At 59.7% G+C, this 12,428-nt stretch carries 13 protein-coding genes; 2 read left to right on the forward strand and 11 right to left on the reverse strand.

Translation table 11 applies throughout. The features are described from left to right. A partial coding sequence (locus GOX01_RS11280) for a hypothetical protein (RefSeq protein ID WP_218023019.1) occupies nucleotides 1-521 on the forward strand: 521 nt, incomplete at its 5' end. 14 nt (nucleotides 522-535) lie between these two features. Here the strand turns inward: GOX01_RS11280 and GOX01_RS11285 are convergent. From GOX01_RS11285 to GOX01_RS12915, 11 genes are all read right to left on the reverse strand, one after another. After that, nucleotides 536-1,795, reverse strand: coding sequence for an NAD(P)/FAD-dependent oxidoreductase (locus GOX01_RS11285; RefSeq protein WP_011252940.1), 1,260 nt, complete (start codon nucleotides 1,793-1,795; stop codon nucleotides 536-538). Next, on the reverse strand, nucleotides 1,792-2,508 hold the full coding sequence (gene fabG, locus GOX01_RS11290; protein ID WP_011252939.1) for a 3-oxoacyl-ACP reductase FabG: 717 nt from the start codon (nucleotides 2,506-2,508) through the stop codon (nucleotides 1,792-1,794). Before fabG ends, GOX01_RS11285 begins: the two co-directional genes overlap by 4 nt. Next, nucleotides 2,509-2,949, reverse strand: a complete 441-nt coding sequence (locus GOX01_RS11295) for a phosphotransferase (protein ID WP_011252938.1) — start codon at nucleotides 2,947-2,949, stop codon at nucleotides 2,509-2,511. Continuing rightward, a complete protein-coding gene (locus GOX01_RS11300; RefSeq protein WP_174787491.1) occupies nucleotides 2,943-3,737 on the reverse strand; it encodes a beta-ketoacyl synthase chain length factor in 795 nt (264 codons plus the stop codon). The genes GOX01_RS11295 and GOX01_RS11300 overlap by 7 nt, the downstream gene beginning before the upstream one ends. Then, the gene (locus GOX01_RS11305) at nucleotides 3,737-4,924 is read right to left on the reverse strand and encodes a beta-ketoacyl-[acyl-carrier-protein] synthase family protein (protein WP_024716512.1); all 1,188 of its coding nucleotides are present in this window, start codon (nucleotides 4,922-4,924) and stop codon (nucleotides 3,737-3,739) included. The genes GOX01_RS11300 and GOX01_RS11305 overlap by 1 nt, the downstream gene beginning before the upstream one ends. Beyond that, on the reverse strand, nucleotides 4,921-7,263 hold the full coding sequence (locus tag GOX01_RS11310) for an MMPL family transporter (RefSeq protein ID WP_062268996.1): 2,343 nt from the start codon (nucleotides 7,261-7,263) through the stop codon (nucleotides 4,921-4,923). Before GOX01_RS11310 ends, GOX01_RS11305 begins: the two co-directional genes overlap by 4 nt. Before the next feature lie 9 nt (nucleotides 7,264-7,272). After that, entirely contained in the window at nucleotides 7,273-7,881 is a 609-nt protein-coding gene (locus tag GOX01_RS11315; RefSeq protein WP_062268997.1) for a LolA-related protein, read from the reverse strand. Beyond that, nucleotides 7,878-8,789, reverse strand: coding sequence for an LpxL/LpxP family acyltransferase (locus GOX01_RS11320; protein WP_011252933.1), 912 nt, complete (start codon nucleotides 8,787-8,789; stop codon nucleotides 7,878-7,880). Before GOX01_RS11320 ends, GOX01_RS11315 begins: the two co-directional genes overlap by 4 nt. 8 nt (nucleotides 8,790-8,797) lie before the next feature. Next, nucleotides 8,798-10,438, reverse strand: a complete 1,641-nt coding sequence (locus GOX01_RS11325; RefSeq protein ID WP_011252932.1) for an AMP-binding protein — start codon at nucleotides 10,436-10,438, stop codon at nucleotides 8,798-8,800. Then, complete coding sequence (locus tag GOX01_RS11330; RefSeq protein WP_024716509.1) at nucleotides 10,435-10,749, reverse strand: phosphopantetheine-binding protein; 315 nt, start codon at nucleotides 10,747-10,749, stop codon at nucleotides 10,435-10,437. Before GOX01_RS11330 ends, GOX01_RS11325 begins: the two co-directional genes overlap by 4 nt. 94 nt (nucleotides 10,750-10,843) lie before the next feature. After that, nucleotides 10,844-11,179, reverse strand: coding sequence for a hypothetical protein (locus GOX01_RS12915; protein ID WP_155720745.1), 336 nt, complete (start codon nucleotides 11,177-11,179; stop codon nucleotides 10,844-10,846). A 251-nt stretch (nucleotides 11,180-11,430) separates the two neighbouring features. Between GOX01_RS12915 and GOX01_RS11340 the strand changes: the two genes are divergently transcribed. After that, nucleotides 11,431-12,312: a class I SAM-dependent methyltransferase gene (locus tag GOX01_RS11340; RefSeq protein ID WP_011252930.1), complete on the forward strand. Its 882-nt coding sequence runs from the start codon at nucleotides 11,431-11,433 to the stop codon at nucleotides 12,310-12,312. Nucleotides 12,313-12,428: the final 116 nt, after the last annotated feature.

The following is a 12,428-nucleotide window of genomic DNA, read 5'->3' on the forward strand; positions in this document are numbered from 1 at the left end:
AAACAGAGGAACAGTATCGTCAGGTCTTGGCGCAGCTGACCGAGATCCTGCGCTATGTCGTGCAGTTCATTCTTTATCATCTGGGACTGAACAGCCAGAAACCTGACCCGATCCAGATCCCGGTTCCCACAGAGCGGGAAGTGAAATGGCAGGACTATCTGCAAGACCGACGCGAGTTGCTCCAGACCCTGCTGGACGAGAAAACCCGTCGCGTCTGGATCAAGGATCGCTGCCGGGAGGCCGAACACAGACGGGCTCAGGTCATTGCCCGGTGGCGTGCGGACCGCGTCCCGGACTGTGATCAGGCGCAGAAGACCGTTGCCCGGCTTGAGCGACTGGCCCGGCTTCCACATCAGCTCCCCGAAAATATCCGCTTTGCGATTAGGAACCTGAAACGACAAGGGCAGTTCCAGAGCGCTCTGAAGGAACTGGATCGCTTTTACAACGGGAAAGCTCCCGCATCCTATTCTTCTCTTGGTGCCAAAACAAGAGTAAGAGATAGCCCAAAAAACGAATTATAAAACAAGCAAAAGAATTAAGTTTTTGAATTTCTCCGTAATGAAAATAAACCATAAATCGCCTTGAAAGCCATGAAAGGCAACATAACGCTCGGTTTTCCAGAGAAATCTCCTGCCAAGAGCGAGATTATTGCGTCTCGCATCCGGAGAATATTTCGTGGGTTCAGGAAGAGTTTGCGCAGGACGGGAGTATTGATCCTATAGATCAACCAACTGACGCGACGCATTTCAGCGCGGGTCCGACGTTCAGCGGCGGCAGCTGTTCTTGCTCCCCGCTCTGGCGATTTGAGCCATGCTGCGGCAACTTCCGCGCCGCGATAGGCGCTGCGCATGGCCAGCAATACCCCCGAGGAAAAGACGGGATCAAGAAACGCATATGCATCCCCGATCAAATAATATCCATCCCCCCAGGCCCGGTCCGCGCGATAAGAATAATTTCCTGTTGTCGAGAGGTCTGCCAGGGCTGTGGCATGGGCCATTCGCGCGGCAACGGCCGGACTTTCCCTGACTTTTTCCCAGAACAGATCCGTTACTGGACCGACATGGTTCTTGAATGCCGCCTTATCACCGACGAAACCTACGCTCATCACGCCATCGGGAAGCGGGATCATCCAGAACCAGCCCTGATCAACGAGATGGATCGAGATATAGCCACCCATATCACCGTCGCGACGCGGAACATTCCGGAAATGACTGAAAATGGCAGCCGTCGAATTGTTCCGGTCTGCTGTTCTGCGCCGCAGGGTACGGCTGAGGAAACCCTCGCGCCCGGAGGCATCAAGAACAAAACGCGGCTTCAGAGTCCGTTCCGTTCCCGTATCATCCTTTATTTTTACAGTGGCGCGCTGGCCGGCGTGGAAATCGACAGAGAGAACGCGCGTTTGTTCATGGGTTTGGGCGCCATGTCTGGCTGCGTTACGAAACAGGAGTTCATCGAACTGAGAACGGACGACCTGATAGGCGTGGTCGTCCCTGGCACCAATCGCATATCGGAAAGGAAAGGGAACGCGCCGATCCTCCCGTTCCGATACGAATTCCGCACCGGGCTTGTAGACGCCCATGGCCTGAACCTGATCGAGAACACCCAGATCGCGCAGGAGCGGCAGATTGCAGGGCAACAGGGACTCGCCGATATGAAAGCGGGGATGGGCGTCCTTCTCCACGAGCACCACGTCGTACCCCTGACGGGCCAGAAGGGTGGCGGCCGTGCTTCCGGCGGGACCGCCACCGATGACGAGAACATCGCAGTCCATTGAGACGGTCTTGTGCGCCGTCATGCCATACCTCCATTGATGCCGATTGTCTGGCCTGTGATGTAAGCCGCCTGATCGGAGGCCAGAAACGAAACCAGCGCTGCCACTTCCTCAGGCTGACCGGCCCGTCTGGCTGGAACGAGCGCGCTGATCTGCGCAGTATCCATGACGGCACTTGCTGCGGGTGAGTTGATGACACCTGGCGCAACGGCATTGACTGTAATGCCTCGACTGGCCACCTCGCGGGATAGGGAGCGAACTGCGCCTTCCAGCCCGGCCTTGGCCGCCGCGTATGCGACCTGCCCCCGATTGCCGAGCCGGGCTGTCACCGAAGAGAGAGCAATGATGCGACCATGGCGCTTGCGCGTCAACGGCAGGAGCAGTGGCTGCACCACTGCAAAAAACCCATCCAGAGAGACGTCAAGCACGTCTGTCCATTGAGCAGGCTGCATTCCCGCCATGGTCACATCGTCATGCGTACCGGCATTATGGACAATGACCTGCGGCACACCGCCCGCCACAACCGGGATCAGAGCGTCGCGCGTCGCCACGATGTCGGACAGATCGCAGACCAGTATTTCGGCCTGTCCACCGGCTTCGCAGATCTCCTCAGCCAGGTCATGCGCTTTTCCGACAGATGTGCAGGCATGGATGATGACGTGCAGGCCATCCTGCGCCAGACGTCGGCAGATCGCGGCACCGATTGGGCTTGTGCCGCCCGTGATGAGGGCACGCATTCAAACGGTTTCCGTCATGGGTTGGAGCATCACCGTTCCGCTGCCTGTTGCGAGCGTTATACCGGCCTCGCTGCTGACCGTGAAGCCGTAGATGAATCCGTCGGCCATAGCGCAGTCCTGTGTCACGCGAATACGCAGCGCGCCCAGGCCGGGATCATCCAGACGGTCGCAGCGCAGATCCATTGAGCGCAGGGCAGCGAGATAGCCGGGGGCACTTCCCTTCCCATCTGTCAGCGCACCGTGCAGCGCCACGGCCTGCATGGCGAATTCAGCAACAGTAACCGCGCCGAGGCGACCATCATGGCGCAAGGGACAGGCTGGATCGAGATGGCGTTGCGTGACAGCGTCCAGCACGTGTTCCGTCCAGGATGAGCACCCATCAAGCAAGCAGCTTGCCCCCTGATGCGGGATCAGGGCGAGAATGGCGTTACGGTTCAGCATGGCAAGGTCTCCATGCAAAGAGTGCCATTCAGGCATCCCGCGTGAACGTATCCGGCCTTACGCAAGGCCAGGAGCATGAGGAAGGCGAGGCTGCGGGCCGCAGGATTGGCCAGCGCCAGAGCCCGGAGCTCGGGATCGGCCGGAAGATCCGTCACATCATCCATACTGGCGTCATATGTCAGCGTAAGCCGTGCGACGGCCGGACCGTTGAGATCGGGGTCGAGTATGAAGGCGCAGGCAAAGGATACGGGAGTGACACGCACCGTTCCGATCGGGCCGGGAATGGGCATGTCGTACGCCACGAACAGCACGGGATGATTTTCCGTGACGGCTTCGGCGGCGGCATTGAGAAATCCGGCCCCGAACGACCAGTCGAAACAGCCCAGCGCCGTGGCCGGGCTGATGGAACCATGACCAATCGTCCAGTAACCGGCGGCAGCATTATGGACGGAATTATGAAACTGGGTCGGCGAGACGGCTACGTCTGGAGCTGTCAAGGTGTGCAGAATGGAATCGATCACACCGCCATCCCCATTGGACGAACTGAAAACGGCGGACAGGGCTGCCGGATCCATACCGGCCTGTGCGCAGACTTCCTCCGCGACTGACAGTGCCAGCCTGCTGATCGGTCCCGCCCGGCGGCGTTCATTGCGCGGCAGCGCTGTCAGCGGCGGCAGGATGACCGGGCCGTCAGTCCAGAGTGCTGGATCACGCAGAACCGGAATTGCAGCGTCCCAGCATGGAAGACCAGGGCCACGGACCGCGACCGCGCGAAGCGACAGATGCATCAGGCGGCTCCGATCACGAGGCTGCAATTCGTGCCGCCAAAACCGAATGCGTTGCTCAGAATGGCACGGGGAGCCGTATTCTCGTTTGCTGTGATGATTTGCGAGCGGAATGCCGGATCGACCGTCTGGACGTTGAGGCAGCCCGGAAGGACGCCGGTTTCTAGAGTCTGGATAGCAAAAAGCACTTCGATGATTCCCGACGCGCCAAGCGTATGGCCCGTCCAGCCTTTGGTCGACGAACAGGGCGTCCCGTCACCGAAAACCTTAAAAACGGCACCGTCTTCCATGGCGTCGTTCGTAAGAGTGCCCGTCCCATGAAGGTTGATGTAGCCAATGTCCCGGGGTGTGAGGGACGCGCGGTTCAGGGCCTGTGTCATGGCGGCCATAGCACCCCGTCCTGCAGGGTCGGGAGAAGACATGTGATAGCCATCGCTGGACACGCCGAAGCCCATCATGCGGGCCATCGGGGAGATCGACCTCGCGCACGCACGTTCCAGCAGGACGAAGCCCGCACCTTCGCCCACCGAAATCCCGTCCCGCATGGCATCGCAGGGGCGCGTCGGGCCCGATGCGATCAGGGACAGTGAGGCAAACCCGCGCAGCGTCATGCCGCACAGGCTGTCAGCACCACCCACGACCACAGCATCGCACAGGCCAGCGGCAATCCAGTGCCATGCGTCAATGAAGGCGCGCGACGAAGAGGCGCAGGCGTTGGACACCGTCAGCAGAGGCCCGGTCAGTCCGAGCGCAGCGGCTACATAGCGCGGCAGGGAGAACAGGTCCTGGGTATATTCTTCCTGAAAATCGGCTGGCATCGTGCCACTGGCAATATTCCGACGTGCATAGGCTTCCTCAGAAGACAGGATGCCACTAGTGGATGTTCCGGTAATGACTGCAATGCGTGATGCGCCATAAAATGCCCTGGCATCCGCCACGGCGTCAATGAAGCCGTCCTGCTGCAGGGTCATATCGGCCAGACGGTTGTTGCGGCAGTCAAAGGAAAGCAGTTCAGATGGAAGGCTGTGCTGCTCGATGCCCGCCACGCGTCCCATATAACCCGTCTTCACACCAGCGAAATCGCAAGGGGTCAACCCAGAGCGCCGGTCGAGCAGGGACTCACGGGTTTCAGCCAAACCGGCCCCGATGGCACTCCGTACGGTTCCGGCAGTGACGACGAGTGGAATCATGCAGCGCCTTGTGCCGCAACGTCGGGTTTCTGTCCAGCCAGCATGAAAGCGGAGAGCAGCGAAAGAAAGGCCCCACATGAAATAGTCAGACCGATTTCCCGAAGTAACGGCGTGTGACAGAAGGCCAGACAGCCAAAGCTCAGGACCGTCATGACATTGCAGGTCAGGAGGGTGCGGATCGTTCTGGCCCGTTCCGCGCCGTCAAGCTGGGGACGGGCGAAGAACAGCGCGTAATCCAGCGCCACACCCGCGACGAACTGGATGGACACAAAATGGATGAGCGAAAGGGGCTCGCCTCGAAGCGCCAGAATAGCAGGCAGCATTACCATCACGGACCCAACAGCTCCCAGGACTTTCAGCAGGCGCCGAAGATCCCGGAGGACCAGGAAGAGGATGAGTATTGCAGCGGCACTTCCGGCCAGCGTCCAGATCAGCGTCAGGCGGGTATGATAGGCGGTAAGACTTCGCAGTTCGGCATTGAGGTCGATCACCAGAACGCCCGGATAGCGCGCCAGCGCGGCACGGAGCGCTGCCATGTTCCGGACTTCAGTGGGAAGCACCAGTCCCCACCAGCCATCCTCGCGATCAAACAGAAGTGGCGAAAGGCCCTGCTCCAGCGGGGTATTGCGTAGATTGTCCGGGGTGAGCGGGGACTGGATGCGCGCTACTGCCACGTCTTTGCGGAACGGCTCGAATGTTCTGGGCCTGAAAGGAAGTCCATTACGGGCGGTGTCGATCGCGGCAGACAGTGCGGCATCGTCTGGAAGACTGCCCTGGCGCTGTTTCTGAAGAGCCGAAGATGGCAACAGAGCCGCCGCATCCTGCACGCCGGACACAAATCCTGCCCGGCTCAGCCGGTCGAGAACCGGGGACAGGACTTCCTCCCGTTCAAGCACCTGCTCTGCCGTCTGGCCCTGAACGGCGACAAGACGAGCAGACTGCGGCGTCCCGAGATCATGTCGCAGCATGGCCTCCCGCGCCTTTGCTTCCGCAGGAACCGGGCTCAGGGCTGACAGATCGGTCACAAGAGGCGGCGGATGAAGGATCAGAACGGCAAGTGCGCCCAGAACGGGGACGAGATACAAACCGCGCAGATGGCGCAGTCGCTCGGCGCGTTCGAGCACGACTGAAGGGCCACTGACATTCGGCGCCAGATCAGCCGTGACGATCAGACGCGGCATCAGCAGGAGTGTAACGACCGCCGCCGTCAGCAAGCCGGTTGCAGCAAAAACGCCCAGTTGTGCGAGACCGGGCAGCCCGCAGAAGATCATACCACTGAGGCCCAGCGCGGCCATGAGCGCCGCAAGACGCAAGCTGGGCGCGATGCGTCGCAGGGTGGCGTCCGGCCCCTCACCGGCATCACGATGGCCGATCAGCAGAACCGGGTAGTCCAGCGACACGCCGAGCATCGTCATGCCGAAACCGAAAGCAATGCCGTGGACAAAGCCGAAGCATAGTCGCACCACGATCATCGCCATGCCCAGCGAGATCAGAAAAGGGCCTCCGATGGCTGCCAGAACCCACAGGGACCGGAAACGCCAGTACAGAACGCAGATCACGATCCCCAGCGAGGCTAACGAGATCAGGTCAATATCGCTGCGCATGGCCCGGGCACTTTCCACCGCCAGAACAGCCGGACCACTCAGCAGAAGGCGGGTGCGTCCGGGATGCGCAGCGGCGAACGCCGCCCGGATGACGGCGGGGGCGTCTTTCTGCGCGGCAAAATCCATCCCCGACGCTCTTGTGCGAAACAGCATCAGGGCGCGTTCCTGCCCGGCCTTCCGGCCAGGAGCGAACCAGACGCCTTCGCGCATCTCCGCATGGACATTCGGTCGAATTTGCCGAAGCGTATCGGGAAAGGCACCCGTTGGGTCGCGCAGGATGAAGGGCGCAAGGAGGGGTTCGGCGGACGATTCCAGACTGTCGAGCGTGCTACTGAAGGCTGCGGCAAGAGACGTGGCAGAAAAATCCCGAGTGGTTGCATCGGGCGCGAGAAGATAGCGGTGTGTGAAAAGCAGATCGCGCAGGCCGTCATTCCCGACGGTTGAGAAAGAACCGTTGAGTACGGCGGAAAAACGCGGGTTCTGGCCCAGCCTGTCCTGCATCGCCCGACTGATCCGCGCGAGCTGGTCAGGAGGGGCGCCTTCGATGCCAGCCGTGATGAACGAAGACGCCACTCCGCCATGGACTTCACGCAGGAGAAAGCGCGTCCCGACATCATGGGCGGGCGGGAGGAAGCCAGCCATGTCCATGCGCAACGGAATCAGACCCAGAACAGTCGCGGCAAAAATGACCGATGCCAGAAGGACCAGGGCAAGCTGTTTCGGAGAGCGGCGCATACGGAAATTTCAGGGAAGGATGGTCATGGTCTGGTGGTCCCCGTTCGCCTGAATGACCTCAAGACGCGTTATGGCGTTGTTTGTTCCTGCAATGGCCACCTGTTTCAGGAAATGGCGGACATCGTTCGTGGCGGGAGAGAGCGTCAGTGTCCACAGGCCGCCCTCAGTGCCGGAAACCGCAATGTGATAATAGCGGTGCAGAAGGGCAGTATCTCCGGACAGGGGCGCGCGCAGTGTGTCGGCCAGAAGCTGGAGCGCCGGGTTGCGGGTCGCATCCAGGGTCTGGGGTTGTGCGGTGCCGCGCATCATGGTGACCGTGCTGCCACGAATGACAAGATCTTCGCGCCGCGGAGACAGGGTCAGTTTTTCAAGATAATCGGGCGCTCGCCATTTCAGTGTACCGCTGCTCTCAAGAGGACGGGTCAGCGTAACCAGGTTCCGGACTTCATGGAACGTATTGTCGCGCGCCGGAACCGCTCCAACCCGGGTAAGGATCGCATCCGCCCTTTCGGGAGATACAGGCGCACTGTCAGGAGAAGGAGCTGCCTGGGACAGTCTTGGCAGAAGCAGCCCGAAGCAGCAGAACAAGGTTGCCATCAGCCGTGTCAGGGACGTCATGTGCGCTCTTTCCAAAAATCGTAGTAATTGTACCATGATAACGGATCCCTGCGGCACAGTGCGCTCATCCAGTCGGCATAACGGGTCATCCATGCTTTCAGACTGGCGGCTTTTTCCTGCGCGGTTTCGCCAAATTCTATGCGCTCGGCAAATTTTTCGAAACGGATATCATAGCTGCCGTCCGGGCGCCGCAGACCACTGAACAGGACCACCGGCGCCCCGGTCAGAGCCGCCAGACGGATCGGTCCGACGGGAAGAAGGGCAGGTTTTCCCAGTACCGAAACGGAAAGACTGCGCCCCATGTCATGAGCCCTGTCTCCAAGGATGGCCACGACCGATCCGGCGCGCAGGCTTTCAGCCACACGCAGCATCGTGTCGGGTTCTCCAAGCGGGATGAGGATGTCGGTATAGGCCGGATCGAGCATCTCGATCAGGCGCGTTGCCTCCCCGGTATAGCGGCGATACATCAGGATTCTGAGTGTCAGCGGGGCCGGCATGACACGAAGGACGGTGCGCAGGGAGTCGAACGAGCCGATATGCGCTCCAAGCAGAAGGCATCCCCGACCAGCTTCGAGAGCTTCGAACAGGATCTCCGCGCCAGCGAGAGAAATTTCCGGAGGCGTCGCCCGAGGATCGAGAATGAACAGCCGATCCAGCGTGATCTGTGCGTAAGAGCGGATATGATGCCAGATCAGCAGAAGCGAAGGTTCACGTCCCAGGACGCGTCGCAGATAGATCCGAGAGTTCCGGCGCGCTGTCCCGTCCGTCGCAAGATACCATAGTGAAATCGGATAAAGCAGGAGCGCCAGACGCCTGCGGCCAAAGAGGCGCGCCAGTCCCAGCATCAGTTTCATCACAAAGCGGTTGCCGCGTTCGGGAACGAGCCAGGCCTCCCGCTCGGCTGTCATGCGTCTGCTCACACAGGCAAAACGGCACGCAAAACAAGAGGCGTGCCAGCGGCTTCGTTGACGCGTGCGGTCAAGGTCAGCCGTCCATTGCCGGAGCGCAGGCGAAACCGCACCGCCTCAGCGGGCCTGACCGGACGAAGGAACTTCACCTGATCGACACGATCCGGCGTCAAACCGGCAAAGGACAGCCCGTAATCGAGAAGCAGCACACCCGGCACCAGAGGACGGCCAGGGAAATGCCCCGCAAAGACCGGATGCTCGGGCGGGAATATGGTCTCCCCGATGATTTCGCCTTCCAGAACAGTGCTCGCGAAGGAGCGCAGCGCTCCGGCCGTCAGCTTGCCCACGGAATTGCGGGGCAGCGCTTCGACCACCGTGACACTACGTGGCAAAAAAGCCGGATCAATACATTTGCGGAGTTCGGACAGGATGCCGGCCCCGTCTCCGTCCGGCACAACGGCGAGAACCTGCATTCGCGCGGTCGGCCCATCTTCGGGGGCCGGAGGCACGAAGGCGCCATCCTCAACGCCGGGCAGGCCCGTCAGAATCATATTCAGGGCTGAAAGCGAGGCGCGGCGTGCGGCAATTTTAACGACATCATTCCGCCGCCCGATCAGGCGGAAATGCCGTGCGTCCACTGCCTCGACAAGATCGGCGAGTTCAATGTCCGGTGCGCCCGGGGCGGAGACCGTTGCGCTTTCCTTCGTCACGGCCAGCCGGACAGTGTCGTAAAGCCTCCAGACAGGAGTTGCAGTCGTCCGGCGCATGGCGATCGAGCCGATTTCGGTTGCGCCATAAATCTCGGTGACGACCGTTCCAAACGCATCCTCGACACGCCGCGCCAGATCCGTCCCCAGAGGAGCGGCCGCCGAAACAACACGCGCAACCGGTGGCATCTCGAGCTCCGCCCGTAACAGGGCACGCATCTGCAAAGGGGTCGTGACAAGGATACGGGGTTCGGGAGCATGAACCAGCATGGCCTGCCAGTCAGCCGGATAGGTCGTAAGACCTGCCATGGCAAGGCTGCGCGTATGGAGGGCCTGGCAGACGAGCGTCTCGAACCCGTACATGTGATACGGTGGAACTGTTCCCGTCAGGGAAGACGGACATGCCTCGGGATCAAGCAGTTCGCGGGCCACGATACTGCGAACGACCAGCGCTCCCCACGTCTTGGGATAGGCAGCGGGTTCTCCCGTGCTGCCGGACGTAAAAACAGTGGCGACCTCTGTTGAAAATGCAATGTGCGGATTTTCGGGAGGCTCCGTTCCAGATCCATCTGCTGGCGGCAGAACCAGTGTGCCGGACGGAAGGCTCTCGGCCGGCACCTCCCCATTCAGAGTGACACAGATTCCACCGCGGCTCCGAGCAAGTTCCTCCAGCCTCTCGGCTGAGCGATCGCTTGACAGCAGGACAGGCTGCCCCCTCAGGATGGCTGCTAAAAAAAGCACGGTAAAAGGCCAGACATCCTGACAGAGAGACACAACAGGTGCATCCGGAAGAAGAGCCGCTATGCGGTGGGCGGCCCGCAGAAGATCGTGGCCTGTACTGGTGGTGCCGTCCGGATGACGAAAGACAGGTCTATCGGGCGAAAAGACCAGGCGCAGGTCAGCCATGTCCAGCTGAAAATCACTGGCGCAGCAAGACGTCATCCTTCCCGCCCGGATCCCGCCAGTCCGGAACTCTCGCGCATTTCTGCGACATGGCTGGCAAGCGCACGCAGGGAGCTGAAAATCCGGCGGCTGTCAGGGTCGTCGGAACGGAGGGTGACATTGTAGACACGGCTGATCATCAGCGCCACTTCCAAGGCGTCGATGGAATCAAGCCCCAATCCCTCTCCAAAAAGAGGTTCATCCGGAACAATCTCTTGCGGGGCCAATTCCAGTTGAAGCACGTCCACAAGATGCTCAGCGATTTCGTGCTCAAATGGCGTCTGAAGAGATTTGCCCGTCTGGGTCGTCATGAAGCTCTCGGCATGGAAAAATGACAATACGATACAATCTGCTATCACAGCGTCTTTCTGAGGGAAAGCAGCCGGATCCATGCCATCAGCCCCGTCACCAAGCAGGCACCTCGCTGGAGGACTGTTCTTTCTGCTCGGGTTCATTAGTTCTTATTTGCTCCAGCTTGCTGGAACCCCGGAAAAAACGGCCGTTTCTTTTCTCATCGTCTGTCAGGGCGCGGCACTGACACTCCTGACTAGGCGCTGGCTTTTTTGGTCTGTAATAACGATTATAATATTTTTCCTGGGAAACCGCTTTCCGTTTCTGGTCCGCAACGCGGATGCGTTTGCAATATATACCGCAGGCCTGATCATTCCGCTGCGTCTTTTCCTGCGCTCCCTCATGCCAGGGCAGGAACCGCTCGTAAGCGCCCTTGCGCGACAGGCGCATGGCGGTGCCCCATTGCGATCGGATGTAGCATTCTATACGCGCTACCAGACATGGTTTTGGGTCATATTTCTGGGTTTTCTGCTCATTCTTCCCTTACCTCTCGCGTTTTGGGTATCCTTTCGGGCATGGATCTGGCTGGTTCGGGGGGGTGTATTAGGGCTGATCTTTGTCGTTCTGGTTGCGGAATACGGCATACGCAGACTGGCGATCCGTAATTTCGACCACGTCTCGCCCTGGACTGCCGCGCGAGCATGGAAGCAACAGTCCACCATCCGGAGATAACCGCCGTCGGGCTTGCATCGCCTTGGACTTCAGATAGAAAAAGCCTCGAGGCCGCTCCCGCCATGCCTCATGACAAGAAGCATTGTGAACTCCGCATGACCGATCATCGTCCTGAAAAAATCCCCCCCCACCCGGTTCTTTCCGCGTGGTACGATGACTCGGCGCGACGCTCTGGATTTGTGCAGTCCCTGTTTGATCGGACGGCACCATATTATGATCGCATCAATACGATTTTCTCGCTGGGAAGCGGGCGCTGGTTCCGGCGAAGGATGCTGCGCCAGACTGGCCTGCAAGCTGGAGACAGGGTGCTGGATATCGCGACCGGAACGGGGCTCGTAGCACGCGAAGCTGCCGGAATTGCAGGAGCCTCTAATGTCGTCGGGCTCGATATGAGTGCAGGTATGCTGGCAGAATGTCGACGGAATGTTCCCGGCGTGTCTCTCGTCCAGGCCGATGCCCAGCGGCTCCCATTTTCTGACGGACAATTCGACCTACTGAGTATGGGATATGCCCTGCGCCATGTGGCTGATCTTAGAGAGACGTTTTCGGTCTGGCGCCATGCACTGCGACCGGGAGGGCATGTGTTAATTCTGGAAATCGGGCGGGCGCGGAGTGTAATGATACAGAAAATCCTGCGCCTTTATTTGGGGCGGATTGTACCGTTCCTCTCCGGCGTAACCGCCACACGCGACAGCCGGACACTCATGGAATACTATTGGGATACCATCGCGCAATGCGTGTCCCCTGAAGAAATCAGGAAGGCCTTGAGCGACGCAGGCTTCGAAAATGTGCAACAGCAGACCTATTTCGGAGTATTCCACGCCTATACAGGCAGAAGACCAAAATATTGAGCATGTTGTGACGTCTGATAAAGTTCGCCTGAAAGCATGACGGTTTTTTCATACGAGGCACCCTTCTTCCTGTCTGTTATGGCAGGTACAAGCAGTAATTTTCTTGTCAAAGGGGC

The sequence above is a fragment of the Gluconobacter oxydans genome (genome assembly GCF_006539685.1).
GTDB lineage: Bacteria > Pseudomonadota > Alphaproteobacteria > Acetobacterales > Acetobacteraceae > Gluconobacter > Gluconobacter oxydans.